The organism is Leptospira alexanderi serovar Manhao 3 str. L 60, from assembly GCF_000243815.2.
Lineage (GTDB): Bacteria > Spirochaetota > Leptospiria > Leptospirales > Leptospiraceae > Leptospira > Leptospira alexanderi.
Map to the genome: position 1 here is coordinate 292,396 of NZ_AHMT02000052.1, position 15,105 is coordinate 307,500.

At 41.0% G+C, this 15,105-nt stretch carries 14 protein-coding genes and 1 pseudogene (1 of these 15 only partly in view); 6 read left to right on the forward strand and 9 right to left on the reverse strand.

All coding sequences use genetic code 11. The features are described from left to right. The first annotated feature begins 292 nt into the window (after positions 1-292). Together LEP1GSC062_RS17525 and LEP1GSC062_RS17530 are read left to right on the forward strand one after the other, a co-directional pair. Positions 293-1,633, forward strand: coding sequence for an LA_2490 family SGNH/GDSL-type esterase (locus LEP1GSC062_RS17525; RefSeq protein WP_020985014.1), 1,341 nt, complete (start codon positions 293-295; stop codon positions 1,631-1,633). Further along, a pseudogene (locus LEP1GSC062_RS17530) lies at positions 1,623-3,058 on the forward strand (MBOAT family O-acyltransferase). The gene LEP1GSC062_RS17525 and the pseudogene LEP1GSC062_RS17530 overlap by 11 nt, the downstream one beginning before the upstream one ends. Before the next feature lie 301 nt (positions 3,059-3,359). On the opposite strand, the gene LEP1GSC062_RS17535 reads toward LEP1GSC062_RS17530, so the two are convergent. Together LEP1GSC062_RS17535 and LEP1GSC062_RS17540 are read right to left on the reverse strand one after the other, a co-directional pair. Then, positions 3,360-4,391, reverse strand: a complete 1,032-nt coding sequence (locus tag LEP1GSC062_RS17535; RefSeq protein WP_010578241.1) for an LA_2486 family SGNH/GDSL-type esterase — start codon at positions 4,389-4,391, stop codon at positions 3,360-3,362. After that, positions 4,388-5,179 carry a tetratricopeptide repeat protein gene (locus tag LEP1GSC062_RS17540; RefSeq protein WP_244265128.1) on the reverse strand — a complete coding sequence of 264 codons (792 nt, stop codon included), beginning with the start codon at positions 5,177-5,179 and terminating at the stop codon, positions 4,388-4,390. Before LEP1GSC062_RS17540 ends, LEP1GSC062_RS17535 begins: the two co-directional genes overlap by 4 nt. A 97-nt stretch (positions 5,180-5,276) precedes the next feature. On the opposite strand from LEP1GSC062_RS17540, the gene xerD reads away from it, so the two are divergent. From xerD to LEP1GSC062_RS17560, 4 genes are all read left to right on the forward strand, one after another. Further along, the gene (gene xerD, locus LEP1GSC062_RS17545) at positions 5,277-6,173 is read left to right on the forward strand and encodes a site-specific tyrosine recombinase XerD (RefSeq protein ID WP_002722782.1); all 897 of its coding nucleotides are present in this window, start codon (positions 5,277-5,279) and stop codon (positions 6,171-6,173) included. Between the two features lie 153 nt (positions 6,174-6,326). Further along, complete coding sequence (locus tag LEP1GSC062_RS17550; RefSeq protein ID WP_020984844.1) at positions 6,327-6,755, forward strand: ATP-binding protein; 429 nt, start codon at positions 6,327-6,329, stop codon at positions 6,753-6,755. Further along, complete coding sequence (locus tag LEP1GSC062_RS17555) at positions 6,752-7,162, forward strand: LA_2478/LA_2722/LA_4182 family protein (RefSeq protein WP_020984933.1); 411 nt, start codon at positions 6,752-6,754, stop codon at positions 7,160-7,162. The genes LEP1GSC062_RS17550 and LEP1GSC062_RS17555 overlap by 4 nt, the downstream gene beginning before the upstream one ends. A 59-nt stretch (positions 7,163-7,221) precedes the next feature. Continuing rightward, a complete protein-coding gene (locus LEP1GSC062_RS17560) occupies positions 7,222-7,578 on the forward strand; it encodes a TfoX/Sxy family protein (protein WP_020984954.1) in 357 nt (118 codons plus the stop codon). 212 nt (positions 7,579-7,790) lie between these two features. Here the strand turns inward: LEP1GSC062_RS17560 and LEP1GSC062_RS17565 are convergent, their stop codons facing one another. The 7 genes from LEP1GSC062_RS17565 to LEP1GSC062_RS17595 all read right to left on the reverse strand — a co-directional run. Continuing rightward, positions 7,791-9,485 (reverse strand): FapA family protein, encoded by a 1,695-nt coding sequence (locus tag LEP1GSC062_RS17565; RefSeq protein ID WP_020984999.1) that lies wholly within the window; start codon positions 9,483-9,485, stop codon positions 7,791-7,793. An 83-nt stretch (positions 9,486-9,568) separates the two neighbouring features. Continuing rightward, positions 9,569-10,324 (reverse strand): sulfite exporter TauE/SafE family protein, encoded by a 756-nt coding sequence (locus tag LEP1GSC062_RS17570; RefSeq protein ID WP_010578237.1) that lies wholly within the window; start codon positions 10,322-10,324, stop codon positions 9,569-9,571. After that, a complete protein-coding gene (gene ccoS / locus LEP1GSC062_RS17575) occupies positions 10,314-10,499 on the reverse strand; it encodes a cbb3-type cytochrome oxidase assembly protein CcoS (protein ID WP_002616725.1) in 186 nt (61 codons plus the stop codon). The genes LEP1GSC062_RS17570 and ccoS overlap by 11 nt, the downstream gene beginning before the upstream one ends. Beyond that, positions 10,496-12,937, reverse strand: coding sequence for a heavy metal translocating P-type ATPase (locus tag LEP1GSC062_RS17580; RefSeq protein ID WP_020984928.1), 2,442 nt, complete (start codon positions 12,935-12,937; stop codon positions 10,496-10,498). Before LEP1GSC062_RS17580 ends, ccoS begins: the two co-directional genes overlap by 4 nt. A 5-nt stretch (positions 12,938-12,942) precedes the next feature. Further along, a complete protein-coding gene (locus tag LEP1GSC062_RS17585) occupies positions 12,943-13,437 on the reverse strand; it encodes a FixH family protein (RefSeq protein ID WP_020984957.1) in 495 nt (164 codons plus the stop codon). Positions 13,438-13,448: 11 nt separating this feature from the next. Then, entirely contained in the window at positions 13,449-14,783 is a 1,335-nt protein-coding gene (gene ccoG / locus LEP1GSC062_RS17590; protein WP_010578235.1) for a cytochrome c oxidase accessory protein CcoG, read from the reverse strand. A 7-nt stretch (positions 14,784-14,790) separates the two neighbouring features. Continuing rightward, positions 14,791-15,105, reverse strand: partial view of a cbb3-type cytochrome c oxidase N-terminal domain-containing protein gene (locus LEP1GSC062_RS17595; RefSeq protein ID WP_010578234.1) — the 3' portion only. 219 nt of this gene lie beyond the right edge of the window; only the last 315 of its 534 coding nucleotides appear in the window; the start codon falls outside the window, past its right edge; the stop codon is at positions 14,791-14,793.

Genomic DNA, 15,105 nt, shown 5'->3' on the forward strand with positions numbered 1-15,105 from the left:
TAGACTCTTACGTTGTAAAGCAGATCCTTTTTTCGAGGGAGAATTTGGAAAGTTTTTCTCTTTCGGCGAATTTTAAAGAATGTCTCAAACGGAATTAACTTCACAGACCCCTAAATCACCCTGACTCCTGACCTCTATCCACTAAAACGCTCCTACGGTTTTGACGGATGAGAAAGGTTTGGATTTGCGTTTGAATTACTTACAAAATCATCACTAGTTGATTTTGACCTTGAAGGAGAAAGATAGAATTCGCTTGCCAGACAAGCCTTGTATTCCAACCTTTCCTCTATCCATGAAAGGATTTTTCTCCTGGGCAGGACGAGCCCTTGTATTTTTCATTCTCGTTTTGATCGGAACGGAAATTCTTCTCAATCTCCTCAAGAGTCCCTCTCTTCAATTTTATAGAGATCAAAAACTTCTCCATAGATACAATCCGGTTTATTACGTGGATCTCGCGCCGGATCAGGATATTTACATCCGTCATTTTACCGGAAAATGGGAAGGAAGGTTCAGAACCAATTCTCTCGGGATGAGAGGCTTGGAAGAACCCGATCTGAACAAACCCCAACTCGCCTGTTTGGGGGATAGTCTTGTGATGGGTTTTGGAGTTTCTGATGAAGACACATTTTGTCATCTGTTGAACGGGATCGAGTTAAAAGGTGGGGCAAGGCAGACTTTAAATCTAGCGGTGGACGCATACGGTTCCTTAGGAGCGCTTCGAAGATTGAAAGACATGGCTCCAAAATTAAAGAATCTAAAAGAAGTTCTTTTTTTCGTTTCAGGAAACGACTTTACGATTCCGGAAGAACTTAGGGCGAAAGGAATATTATCGGATGACGAGATAGACGAGATTCGAAATCGGGATTCGAATTTTAACCGAAATTTTAGGATTCAATTCGAACTTTCCAGAGCCTCTTATACGCTTCAAGCTTTAAAACTGGCTTTTGAACAATTAAAAGTCCAATATGGATTTGCTCTGTTTCGCTTGAGATCGGAATGGAATTCTACCGGACTTTCCTCCGTTTCTACCGCCGAACAAACCCCCGCAAAGTATATGAGGGATTCTTTTTTTAAAATTTCGGAAACAAAATGCGATCCTGCCAAGGAAATTACATTCGAAAAATCGAATGTAATTGCAATTCCTAGTCCAGATGTTCTGAGCAAAGAGGAATATAAAAGAAAATATTGTCCCGAACCGATTCCGGATTACTTTTCCTGTCGGGAGAAAGAACCGCCTCTTAGTTCTCTGGAACCTCTTCCAAAAATCACACAACAGGCATATGACGAAATGGTGGAATACACAAGATCGCAAGGGATTCGGTTGATCGTGGTTTTGATGCCGATCCAGGTAGAAGAGATCTTTTGCAGAAATCGGGGACTCTATCATCCTTTGGAGAATTATGCGCTTCGAGCGGCGGCTTATTTTGAAAAGAAGAAAATCCCTGTGCTTAAACTTAGAAAAGAAACCGGGGAGATGTGCGGAGAAGTGATTGAAACCGCAAAAGGTAAAAAGTTTTCAGGGATTCGGGATTATTTTATTCCCGAAGACGGACATTTGACCGTGTTCGGAAACCGATGGGCAAGATGGGCCTTGGAAAAACAGCTCAAGGAATTGGAAAAAAATGCTCTTTAATTCGGTTCAATATCTTGTTTTTGCCCCTCTCGTAATTTGCGTTTATTTTTGGCTTCCGGCAAAATTTCAACGGTTTTGGCTTTTGGTAGCGAGTTTGTATTTCTACGCTATATTCAAAATTCCTTTTGTTCTTCTTCTGATTTATTCGATCGTTTTGACGTATTACGCGGTAAAAGGAATGGAAACCGCCCGTTCTAAATTTTTAAAATTATTCTTTTTGAATATAGCCGTTTGGGGGAACTTACTTCTTCTCTATCTATTTAAATATATGGATTTTTCCATCCATGCTTTGAATGTATTTACGAATTCAAAACCTTGCGATCCTGCCTACATTTCTTCAACGGGTGCGATCTTGCCGATGGGTATTTCGTTTTTTACCCTACAGGCGATTTCCTATGCGGTGGACGTGTATCGTGGAACCGTTCGACAGGCAAGAAGTCTCTTTCAGTTCGGACTTTTTCTCTCGTTTTTTCCCCAGCTTGTCGCGGGACCGATCATTCGTGCTCAGGATATGCTCCATCAATTTTTGGAGAATTATACTTATAAAAAAGAAAATCTTCTTCCCGGAATTAGGCAACTGTCTTGGGGCCTTTTTAAAAAACATTCGTTGCCGATCCGATTTCTCTGACCGTGGATCCGGTGTTCGCCAATCCGGGCGCTTATGATTCTCTTTCTTTAATCTTAGCGGCGTTCTTATTTTCTTTTCAGATCTATTGCGATTTTTCCGGATATTCGGATGTCGCGATCGGAACCGGAAGAATTCTAGGATATTCCATTCCGGAAAACTTTATGAGGCCTTTTTTGTCTCAGACCGTAACGGAACTTTGGAGAAGATGGCATATATCCTTTTCCTCCTGGCTCAGAGACTATATCTACATTTCTTTAGGCGGAAATCGAGTGAGTGTTTTCCGAGCGTACTTCAACGTGTTCATTACTACTTTTGTAAGCGGTATCTGGCACGGAGCGGATTGGAATTTTATCATTTGGGGAGCTTGCCACGCGTTTGTGATGGTGTTGGAAAGATTTATCTTTTCTTTTTCCACTTTAAAAAGCGGTTGGGATAAAATTCCGGATTGGGTCAAATACACGTATTCGTTTCTTATCTTTTCCTTTTCTATGTTTTTCTTTCGAGCCAAAGCGTCTCCGGAATACGGATACAACACTAGTTTGGAACTTGCGTTTGCTATTGTTAAGCGAACTTTCTCCTGGGAGAATGGCCAGACTTTGCAGGTTCCGTTTGCGGTTTTGTCGGCGGTGATCATTTTATTCGGAGCCGATTATCTTCAGGAAAAAAGACGGACTTGGATGGAAGATCTTCAAAATAAACCTTGGGTCGTTTATCCTTTGGCGGGAATGATGATACTTATTGGTTTCATTCTTTACAGCGTGACGGTAAGTCAGCCGTTTCTCTATTTTCAGTTTTGAATTTAGATTCTTGTTTTATAGCTTTTTTATAGGAACTTGTTCATGTGTTTGTGTCCGCGAGCCATTTTATCTATGAAATTTGTGAGCTGTTGCGACGACCCGCAGAGCGACCTAAACACCGACTCATAGGAAGGTGTTTGCTGAGTTCAGGAAAGCTCTGCGCCTGAGTTCAGGGGAGTCGTCGCACTTTAGTTTCTTATTCGCCCAAACTTTTCTTACGCCGAACTCACGTTAATTTAATGTTGTATCACGCACTGAATTCATAGTTTTTTTGAGGATAAAATCGAAATAAATAATCAAATCAAAATGATTGACTAAGAATTTTTTCTGAAATTCTATCAGCGATCAACTTTGCCGAGATTGCGTTTGGATGCCCGTCATTTTGAAGGTAAAAGTCGGTTTTGTTTTGATTATATTCCCGAATGAAGTCAGGTCTTGTGTCTAAAACTGGAATCCCTTTGTGTTTTGCGATTTCCCTGACTTGATCGAGCAAGGGAGTGGATGGAAGAGGGGTCAAGGAATGGGAACCATTTGGGTATAAAACCACGGTTAAGGGAATATTAAGCTTTTTGCAAGTATCGAAAAAGATTCTCATTTCATGGAAGGACGGATGATCGTCCGGGTAGTCGTTAAGAGTTTCCGGAATCGTTTCGGGACCGTTTTTACGGAGTTTTTCTAATCTCCTGTTTTCGTTTTGAATTTTGGAGTAATTATAGAGAGCGCTGTATCTGGATAAAAAGACGGAGGCTAGAAAGAACCATCTTCCATAGATTGAATTTCTTAAGTAAATTTCTCTATACACGTCTTGCAGATCCGAAGGGTGATAAATCCAAAATACTGCCTTCGGTAGAATACAATCCTTCTTTGCAAAGTCCTTACAAAGAATCGTTCTCTCCATTTTTCTTCGAATTCCGCTCGTACCGAGAGAGTCTACTCCGAGATTTCGAACTTGGATTCCGTAGGATTTGAGTGTTTCCTGCAATTTCCAAGCGATCGTATCGGAATCGTTTTGTCCGAAACCGTAGGCGATCGAATCTCCCAACAACCATACTTCCGGTTTTGCTCCGGGGATTACTTTTTCTTCCGAAACGATTCTTTCAGCGTGTTCCTCTACCCTTACTCGAAACGTAAATCCAGCAGGATGAGGTAGGGTTGTATCGGAATTCGGACAAAGCATGATTTCCGGAATTTCCCACTCTTCGATACAGTGGACTTGTTTATCTTTCAGCCTGTAAATGAGGCCTGCGGGAGGAAACATTCTCATTAATATTTCGCCTAACGCGATGCAAAAGATAAAAAGAAAAATGATTTTACGATATGGAAACGATTTCATGAGGTGGACACGCGAGAAAGTTTGCGCTTTGTAGAATAAGTAAAACACAAAAAAGAACGACTTATCGAACAACTTCTAAGAGTTGAGATACTAAGCTTTGGGAGCGATTCATCGGAATTGAATAAGAAAAGCAAATTGAGTTTATTATGATTTATGAAACCCGAGTTGTGAGACACGCTGTAAAGGGAAAGCTCGCATTTCAAAAACAAACGTCTTGCGGGAGGCAGAAGGGTTGGAATCGCGCTCGTCTTAAATCGGTTGAATTCTGATCCGTTTTTCTTTTTTTCAAGAAGGCAATCTTTTAGAAAAATTGCATAACTTTCCATTTCTTTATCTTTTGATTTGGAAATTTTTTCCAGGATTCTTTTCGTTTTATCCCTATCTTTTTCTTGTAAATGAATTTCAAGAAGATAAAGTAAAAGGGAAGAATCGCCGGGAAGAGAAGATTCTGCCTTTTCCAAATAGAACGCTGCGGAATTGAGAGCGAGTCCGCTGTCTGCGAGAATCATTCCGAGAGTGCGGTTCGCTTCCAAATGGGTCGGATTTTTTTTAAGAATCGATTCGTAAAGGCGCATTGCTTCCGCAGTGTTTCCTCTGGAAAGAGAATCTCTTGCGTTCCAGATTATTTCCTCGTCGGAGGAACAGGAAACGGAGAAGAGCAACATGAGAAAAAAGAAAAAAATGTATCGGATATTGGGTCTCATAAATACAGAAGTTTTTACTTTCATCGTTAGAAAAAAAGAAAATTTAGACCGTATTTGTCTAGGGTTTCGATTAGAATTTTCCAATAAACCCATTAGGCAACATAAAAAAGTTTAATTCTCCTGAGGGGAAATGTCCGAAGGATTTAATACTTGTTAAACATTTTAGACGGGACTAAAAACAGTGACATCTTCACATAACAACCTACTTCAAAATTTTCAGGAATATCTCTCCGTAGAAAAGGGATTAAGTGACAACTCCATCTACTCTTACGGATACGATTTGAACAAGTTTAAGAATTTTCTGGAAAAAGAGCATATAGATTTCCTAAAGGTTCAGGCGAATGATATTATGCGTTTTTTAAATGAGGAAAGGGACCGCAAGATCAGTTCGAAAACGATAGCGAGAGAAGTGGTTGCAATTCGACAGTTTTACAAGTTTTTAAAGGACGAAAAAAAACTCGATACCAATCCGACCGAGAAGATCGAAACTCCCGAGGTGATGCGAAGCATCCCGGATTACCTGACACAGGACGAGATCGAGGAATTGTTCGCGAGTATACGAGAGGATAACCTCTACGAACTCAGAGACAAATGTATTTTCGAATTATTGTATTCCTCGGGGCTTAGAATTTCGGAGGCCTGCAATTTAAGATTAAGCGACATGGATCTGGAAGGAATGATTCTGACAGTGGAGGGAAAGGGAGGACGTCAAAGATTGGTTCCGTTTGGAGAAAAATCCTTGGACATAATGAATCGTTATCTGAAGCAGAGTCGGCCTTTTATTCTCAAAGCGAGAAACTGCGAGTATCTTTTCGTTTCTAAAAAAGGCTCTTATATCAATCGTAAATCCGTTTGGAGACTTTTGAACCACTATATAAAAAGGACGTCTATTTCCAAAAAAGTGACTCCGCATACTCTCAGACATTCCTTTGCAACTCATTTGTTGGAAAATCATGCGGATCTGAAATCGGTTCAGGAACTTTTGGGCCATATCGATATTTCCACGACGCAGATTTATACTCACATGGCGAATAAAACTTTAAAAGAAGTTCATAAGAAATTTCATCCTAGAGGATAAAAGTCGGATTTTAAAAGAAAAAGTTTTCTGTGAGTCCCTCATTCTTGGGTCTTTCAATTTGAGAAAGTGATTGGAATAAGAACGATCGAAAAATGGATTTTTGCTTTCGAAAATTCCATGTTGTTTGATTAAAAAAATTGAATTAAAGCCGAAATGGATTCCGGGAAAAAGAAAAATCTAGAAAATCTGTTTCGATTGCAGATTCCTTCCCATCCTCGTTATCTCTCCATCATTCGAAATCTGATCTATAACCTGGCGTTCGAGAACGGATTTACCACGAGCGATTCTGCCGATCTCAAGCTCGCAGTTGGAGAATGCCTTCTCAATGTAATCAAACATTCTTACAGTGGCAAAAAAAATTTACCGATTTTCATGGAAATCAGCCTCTTTGACAATCGTATAGAAATTCGAATTCGCGATTTCGGAAGTCAGAAAAATCTTTCCGAAATCAGAGGATATGAGCCGAATGATTATCGGGAGGAAGGAATCGGTCTTTATCTCGTGAAAAAACTCACGGATCATTTTTATCTGGATCAATCCCTGCCGGAGGGAAACAGACTGATTCTTACAAAATTGAAATGAACGTTTCGCCGCAAATGATCTTACGGTTTTTTATTTTTGTTTCGATCCCGCTTTTCATTTTTACCTGTAGAAAAGGTCCTTCCATTTCCAGAGAAGACGTTCAAAAACTCAGCAAGGACTATTTCACTCGTCTTTGTACGAAAACGGCCGAATGCGCGAGTCGTTATTTGGAAACCTTACCTGCCTCGGAAAAAACTTCGGAAAACGCCGCGTATTCCGTGGATCAGTGTATGGAAGAACAGAAGGATCAGAACATTCTACCCGACGAATACGAAAAAGTTACGGATGCGCAGATTGCCAAAGTGAAAGTCTGCATGGAAGACCTTCTCAAAGTTCCTTGTGAAGAAATGGAGGGCGGGGGGATTCCTTCCTGCCAGGAACTGTTTCAGTCATCGAAAGACGAGTGACGCGATTTAAGAACCTAATTTTAGTTAGGTGAAGCGTTGATAAGAATAGGAGAATAAAAATGTCGTCGGATCCAAGTTTTGTAGATTTTATCGTGGATCAAATGAAAAGCGCGGGGCAAATCGTGTCCAAAAAAATGTTTGGAGAATATGCGATTTATTGCGACGACAAAATTGTAGCTTTGATCTGCGATAATCGTCTTTTTGTAAAACCCACCGAAGGTGGTAGAAAATGGATTGGAGACGTACAGGAAGCGTCGGCCTATCCGGGTGCAAAGCCGAGTTTTCTGATTTCAGACCAATTTGAAAATAAAGAATGGATCAGTACTTTGATCAAAATTACGGCTGAGGAACTTCCCAAGCCAAAACCAAAAAGTAAACCTAAGAAAAAAAACTTATCGTCGCAGAAAAGAATATAAGAAGAAAGCATCAAGGTTGGAACGAGTGAAATCGACAAGGCGTTTGAACATAAATACTGGAATGCTCGTTTACCACTTACGAACTGTATTGTAGATGTACTTGCATTGAAAATCATTCGAAAGAAGGTGAATTTGCAAACGCTCCTAACAAATCATCCTTAAAAAAATAGGAGAATGAATGTGGCCTTGGGATCGATTGTTAATAAGGTTGATTAATTCTCTTCCTGTAATATTCCCAATCGTTTGGGCCTTACCTTTGTGATCTGGGCATTTCCGTCGTTTCCTAAAAATACAAAAGAAGGTCCTGGAATCTCTTTGAGACGAACTTTAAAGTTTTTGCCTTTACCGGGATAGATTTCTACTCCGGGAAAAATTTCCTGTTCCACTTCTACGTAGGAATCCTTGTCCGGTTCAAAACCAATAATCATGGATTGTTCCTGTTCGAGAAGGTTATTTAAAATTCCTGAATATTTCTGTTTGATCGCCAAAAGTTTCGGAAGACTTTCCTTCTCTTCGGCAGTCAGTTGTCTTCTTTGGGAATCTTCGTTTAACTTCGCGAGACTCTGTTCTACCTTTTTTAAAATCTCTTGGTTTTTCTGAACTTCGTTGCGAAGTTTTTCTAGATCTTTTAGAAGTTCGGGACGTACTCCTACGGAAACGGACGTTTTTGTTTCCGCGATGGCGCCTAATTTTGTACAGATGACCGATTTGCCCGCCACACAACTTCCACCGATCAATTCTCCTCTGCCTCCCCGAATGAAAACGGATTCTCCCGCCACAAGTTCGGAGTGCATCGACGCTTCTTCAATAAAGATCGTGTTCTTTGCCAGTAGTTTCCCTTGCTCCACAAAACGAGTATAGATATCGGATCCGGATTCGATGAGACCGCCGTTTCTTCCCATGAATCCGCCGGATAAAACGACATCTCCTCCGGCTTTTAGAAAAACTTTTCCGACGGATTTTTTGACGATGATGGATCCTTCGGTTTCCAATGTGAAACCGTCCGCGATCGAACCTTCCACAATGATGGTTCCGGGAAAATTAACGTTTCCCGTGGAAAAATCCACGTTCTCCAAATGACAAACTTCGTCGACTCGTATGGTTCCTTGGCGATCCAAGATCGGTCTTCCGTCGATCAGGGAAGTGGCAAAAGTTCCTTCTGAAGATAGTCTAACGTTTGCGCCGAGTTTCCATTCTGCTTCCTTTCCCGGATCGTAGGGAAGAATTTCTCCGAATACGTTTTTTCCTTCTTTTCCCGGGAGAGGAGAAATTTTTTCCGCAAGTTTTTGATCCTTAGAAACACTTTGTATAATTTGAATATTCTTAAAATCTACTCTACCATACTCATCCTCTTCTAAATTCGGAACTGCCGGATGAATGAATAAAATCCGTATGTCTCCGTTTTTCCCAGGAACCGGAGGCACACCTTCTGCAATGAGAATTTTTTTTCCATACTCCGGTTCTTCGGAAAGTGTATCGATGATTTCTTCTCGAATTCCGAATTGGATTCCTCTCTGCCGAATCGATTCCTGAATTTGTTCGGAGTTTAAGATTCTACCGCCGTATTTGGGAGGATAAAAAATGAGATAGGCTTTCATACGATCTTCGGAGATGTCAATTTCGATCCGAGAACTTTCCGGTTTACCGGGCCATTTTCCGATAAGATGCGAAAGGCCGTCCGATTTGAGAGCAAGATTTTGGATGATTACGGGAGAAATTTCCGTGATCCGAAAAAGCTCGATTCTTCTTAAAATTTCTTTGGAGTCGACCGGCTTTCCTTTTTTGCCGGCGGGAAAAACGGAAAGGTACGCAAGCCCATCTTCATTTTCTATTTTGAAGAATCCGTTTTCGTTTTCTTCCAGATCCTTTAAAAGGGAATCCGTGAAATTCTTGAGGGAATCGCTCATCCGGGGTTTCAGTTTAGAAGTCATCGTCCCTTTTTACAATCGAAATCTCTCGAGAAAACTTGAATGTTTGGAAAGAATTTTTGTCAATGATGGTGAGAATGTTCTTCGTTTTGGGAAGGGGGCCGTTTGATTTTGTTTGGGTCTAGGGAATATTTGTGTTCCGCATGCGTATGATTCATTCGGAAAAAGATCATAGAAATTCCGATAAAGACCACCGCAACTCCGGCGAATTTGATTGCGTTTGTAGGAAGTTTCAAGACGAGTTTTTGAAATCCGATTCCAAAAAGAAAAAGAGCCGGAAACGTTCCCAAAAAGAATACGGACATTATGATCGAACCATATCCTATATCTCCGGTCGCAAGCGCCAAACTGAAAGCAGGATACAAAGCCGAGCAGGGAAGAAGTCCCGTTACCATTCCGAACGCCAAAGGGATACCGGAAAGATTTTTACCTTGTTTGAGCGAAATGATGAGAGGGGCGGCAAATTTGTTGAGAATTTTTTGATAAACTCCGGAACGTTCGGGACCGGCGTTTTGTAAGAGCCTGAGCCCGAAGACAATGACGAAAATTCCGGAGATTACCGCCGCAAATTCCCGAAGGGAAACTATATTTCCTGCGAGATTGAGCCCGGAGCCCACAAAGCCCAAAATGGCGCCTAACGTAGAATAAGATAAGAATCTTCCCAAGTTGTAGAAAAGATTCGTTTTGAATCTCGCTTCTTTTTGATAGAGGTTTAAGGTTCCGGCGAAGGGTCCGCACATCCCGAGGCAGTGTAGAGAACTCGTGATTCCGTGGAGAAATGCCACAGAAATCGTGGTTAGAAAAAGTTCAGTCTGCATGAAATTTTTTCTGTTTCGGTTTACCGATGTTTGATTCTTCGTCGTCGAAGAGCATTCTGTATTTCGGTCCTTCGATATCTTCGTACTGACCCGATTTTAACGACCAGAGGAATACAACCAATGCTCCCAGTGCTATCAGCATTGCCATAGGAATCGTGAGATACAATGCGTTCATGATTTGCTTCTCCATTGTAAAGAGATGGAATTGAGGACTACGGAAAGAGAGCTGAGAGTCATAAATCCCGCACAGATGACAGGAAGCATAAAACCAAAAGCGGCCAAAGGAATCATGATCGAATTGTAGATTAAGGATATTAGAATATTCTGAAATATGATATTTCTCGTTTTCTGGGATATGGAAATAGCGTACACTAGAGAATCCAATCGGTTGGAAAGTAATACAAGATCTGATTTGTCTATGGACAGATCGGAGGCGATTCCCATCGAAATTCCTAAGTTCGCCGCCGCCAAACAAGCGGAATCGTTGATTCCGTCTCCTACCATCACGACCGTTTCTCCGTTATCTTGTGCTTGTTTTATGACTTTCAGCTTTTCTTCCGGTTTCAATTCATAGAAGGAATTTTTCAGATCCAAAAAAAAGGCAAGTGATTGGACGTTGGATTTGGAATCTCCGGAAAGGATTCCTAAAAAACCAATCCTGGATTTTAGTTTTTGAATCGTCTCTTTTGCTTCGGGGCGAATGGTATCTTCCAAACGGAAACTCGCTATGAGTTTCTCGTTTACTCCGATATAAATCTTTCCGTCCTGTGAATCTTTGCCGTTAGAAACGAATTTTCTGTTTCCGATTTTATACGTCTGATCTCCGTTTAACGAAACTGCTTCGATTCCGTTTCCGGGGACTTCTCGGATTTTTTTCCAAAAAATTGGAATCGGAGATTTATTCTTTTGCCGAAGCTTTTTCTCGATTTCTTTCATTAAACTGGTTGCGAGAGGATGTGTGGAATTGGATTCCATCGAAAGTAGAATCGAATAAACTCGGAGAGAATCGTCTGGTTTTAAAAACCACTCTTCTCGAATGGATAATTTTCCGAAAGTTAAGGTCCCTGTTTTATCAAAATAGATTCGATCGGCGTGACTTAAAATTTCCATGGAGTCTGGATTTTTAACTATAATTCCGTTTGTTCCGTAGAGTAGATTACCTGCTACATACGCAGTGGGAACGGCGAGTCCGAGTGCGCATGGACAGGCCACGATCAAAACGCTGATTGTATTGAGGATTGCGGATTCCGCATTATCATAATAAAAACAGAATATACTAAAAGTTGCAATTGCAAGTAGAAGGACGATTGAGGTGAAGTAGATAGAGAGTTTGTCGGTGATTCTTTGAATTTTTGGTTTTGATTGAAGGGCGCTTTCGACCAATGACGAAATCCTGGAAAGTGTACTTTCTCTTACCGTCGTGGTCGCGGTGACAAAAACGTTCGTGCTGAGACAAAGAGAGCCGGATAGAATCGAATCTCCTTTTTTATGGGAAACAGGTTTGGATTCTCCTGTGAGAAAAGATTCGTCGAAATGAGCGTTTTCCGTTTCTAAAATTCCGTCTACGGGAACTCGATTTCCATTTTTGAGTAGAATTTTATCTCCTTTTTGGATTTTGCTAGGGGATACTGAGATTTGTCTGCGATCTTGAACGATTGTGTATTCTTCCGGGAGCGCGGATAGAAGTTCTCCGATTTTTCTTCCCGCTTTCAAACGAATCGTGGATTCCAGAAACTTTCCGATCAATACAAAGAAATAGATTGTACAGACAGAATCGAAGTAAACTTCCCCTTTGTCGCTTAACGTTACATAAGCGCTATAAAAGTAAGCCAGTGAAACTCCTAAAAACAGTAATATGTCCATAGACAACATTCTTCTTTTGATCGATTCCACACTTCCCTTATAAAAAGGATAACCCGAATAGATATAAACGGGAGTTGCAAAGACCCAGGATACAAAATGAAACAAACGCTTGAACTCGACTTCGATTCCGGAAAAATATCCGGTGTAAAGTCCTACACTGAACAACATAATATTTCCCCAGGAAAATCCGGCGACCGCCATTCTGAGGAAAAGGTCTTTAGAAAAAAGACCAGCTTTTGTTTCCGCCTTAAGAGGGGAATATAAGGCAGGTTCATAACCGATATTTCGAATCAAAGAAAAAATTTTGTTTAGATCGATTCTATTTCGATCGTAAACCAATTTCATTCTACCGGTTGCAAAATTGATTCTTGTTTCTAAAACTCCCGTTTGTTCCGAAACAACTCGTTCGTTCAACCAAACACAGGCGGAGCAATGGATTTTTCCGATCGTAATCAGAGTTTCGCAGATTCCACTTTCCTTTTGTATTACGTATTCTTGATATGTCGAATCTGTTTCCAGATTTTCCGGGTTCGGTCCTACATAAGACACGGGTTCTAAGATTTCCGATCCTCGAAGATCGTAAAAGCGGGTGAGTCCGTTTTCTACAAGTAGGGTTGCAAGAGATTTGCATCCGAAACAGCAGAACAATTCCGTTTTTCCTTTTAATTTTGCGTATATCTTTTCTTTTTCGGATCGAATCTGAGTGTTGCAGTGATAGCAACGGTTTTCGATTTCTACGAGGGCTTCCATGTTGTTTATTGAATATTCAGATTTTCTGTTTTTTTTAGGCTTCTTCCGGATATTTCCCCTTTGACGCTTAAAACCCACGGTCCGATTGCCGAAAATTCCAAGACACCGAGGTAATTCCCCTTGGTTTTAGGGTCTTCTTCCAGAAGGAAGGAGCGATTCCACAGATCAGTTGCGGATCTTTCGATTTGAACTCGGATCTTGGCTCCGCTGATTGGGATTCCGGATTTTAAAAATCGAATTAGGATCGGATTCTTTCCGAGTTTTAGATTCGGATTCGGGGAAAATAAAATACTTTCGTAATGGTATCCTTCTTCGAGCATTTTCCTTTGTTCTAAGATGGATTTTTCGTAATTCAATCCTATTTCGTAATATTCTCTTTCGATCGGCCCTGTATAGTTCGCGTTTGCATATCGAATCGTAACTGCGGTTGCAAAGATCAATGCAATGAACGCGATCCAGATCCAAGTGAATGCGAGTCTCATACTTTTATGAAGGGCCATAAGTTTTTCCTTTAGTTTTGAATCGAAATGGGAATCCGAAACGGAATTGTTTTTTTCAGCTGATAGTTTTTGTTTTTTGAGTCGGTAATTTTCAAAGTAATCTGGTGAGAGGTTTGGGAACGGTCCGATGATTTTAAGGTCGTTTCCAAGATGATTCTAAAGTTTTGCGCGCTATTGGCTTGAATTTCAACGGAAGGAGTTTGGGTTCCTCCCAAAAGAATTCGAATCGGAGAATGGAGAGTACTTTCTTCTATAGAAACGTTTAAGAATCTATTTTCAAACGTCATGTTCGAAAGTTGAGCGTTGTAAAAGTTTCTTACGATTTCTCCCGGAATTTCCATCGGTTGTATGATTCGGTCGGGAAGAATGTTCGCGTACAATGGAATTCTGTTGTAGAGCAGAACGGCGGAAGTTACTAAGACGCAAAGAAGTAAGATTCCGTAAATAAAACTTCTCGGTCGTATCCAACGGATCTCGGTCTTCGGATCATTGGCTTGATTTTCGGACATATACCCGATCAGTGTTTTCTTGCCCTCTTTACCCATGGTTTTTGTACATGCGTCCACGCATTTGCCACAGGAGATGCAACCTATGTTTACTCCTTCTCGGATATCAATTCCGGTGGGACAGACCACCAAACAAAGATTACATGCCGTACAATCTCCGATTTGAATTTTTGCCTTTCGTCTCGGTTCCCCTCTTTTGAAGTCGTAGGTGACGTTGATCGAATCCGAGTCCATCATCACGGCCTGAAATCTCGCATAAGGGCAGGCGTACTTGCAGAATTGTTCTCTTACAAACGCCATATCAAGATACAAAGTCGCCGTAAAAAACAACGTAAAATAAATCCAAGTGGGAGGATTTGTCAAAAAGGAGGAGGAACGAATGTCGCTTATCATTTCATATGGATCCGCAAAATAAGAGATCCAAGCAAGAGATCCTAGTAAGCTGAAAAAAATCCACAGTTTATGAACAAGGATCTTACCGAAGAGAGAAGCGTCTTTTTTTCCATACTTGGAACCGAGAATCGTTCTTCCGATGAAATCGAAAAGATCCGTAAACACGGTTTGAGGACAGGCCCAACCGCACCAGACTCTTCCAATCAATGTTGTAAAGAAGAAAAGGGATAAACCCATTCCGATCAGAAAAAGATGAAGATAAAAACCTTCTTGAGGTGTGAAGATGTTACCGAGTAGATAAAATTTTCTTCCGGGAATGTCGAGTCGGATCAGAGGATGTTCTTCCCAACGCAACCAAGGAAGAAAAAGATAAAATGGGACTAAAACCGCTTCCACAAGATATCTTGCGGAACGAATTTTACCGGAAATGTGTCTGGAGATGACCACAAAAAACTTAACGGACCGCTTTGAGACTTGCGTTTTGAGACGCAATCCAAGCCATCACTTGATACACTTTTTCGGAACCGAGAGAGTTTTCATGCGGGGGCATAGGGCCTCTTCCCAGTTTTATTTTGTCGTTAGCGATTCCCTTCATGATGTTAATATAAACTTGGGAATCGGTCGATCCGTGGATCCATTCTCGGTCCATCAAACTCGGTCCTACAAGACCTTGTCCCTTAAGTCCGTGGCAAGCGGCGCAAGTCGTTTGAAAAGTTTTTTCACCTTCCACGATTGCATTCTCGTTTCCTCGAAACGGATTGCTTCCATC

Coding starts and splice junctions, on each gene's coding strand:
- LEP1GSC062_RS17560 (WP_020984954.1), top strand. CDS start 7,222: ATGTCGTCGGATCCAAGTTTTGTAGATTTTATCGTGGATCAAATGAAA.
- LEP1GSC062_RS17535 (WP_010578241.1), bottom strand. CDS start 4,391: ATGAAATCGTTTCCATATCGTAAAATCATTTTTCTTTTTATCTTTTGC.
- LEP1GSC062_RS17565 (WP_020984999.1), bottom strand. CDS start 9,485: ATGAGCGATTCCCTCAAGAATTTCACGGATTCCCTTTTAAAGGATCTG.
- LEP1GSC062_RS17585 (WP_020984957.1), bottom strand. CDS start 13,437: ATGGCCCTTCATAAAAGTATGAGACTCGCATTCACTTGGATCTGGATC.
- LEP1GSC062_RS17555 (WP_020984933.1), top strand. CDS start 6,752: ATGAACGTTTCGCCGCAAATGATCTTACGGTTTTTTATTTTTGTTTCG.
- LEP1GSC062_RS17580 (WP_020984928.1), bottom strand. CDS start 12,937: ATGGAAGCCCTCGTAGAAATCGAAAACCGTTGCTATCACTGCAACACT.
- LEP1GSC062_RS17550 (WP_020984844.1), top strand. CDS start 6,327: ATGGATTCCGGGAAAAAGAAAAATCTAGAAAATCTGTTTCGATTGCAG.
- LEP1GSC062_RS17525 (WP_020985014.1), top strand. CDS start 293: ATGAAAGGATTTTTCTCCTGGGCAGGACGAGCCCTTGTATTTTTCATT.
- ccoS (WP_002616725.1), bottom strand. CDS start 10,499: ATGAACGCATTGTATCTCACGATTCCTATGGCAATGCTGATAGCACTG.
- LEP1GSC062_RS17570 (WP_010578237.1), bottom strand. CDS start 10,324: ATGCAGACTGAACTTTTTCTAACCACGATTTCTGTGGCATTTCTCCAC.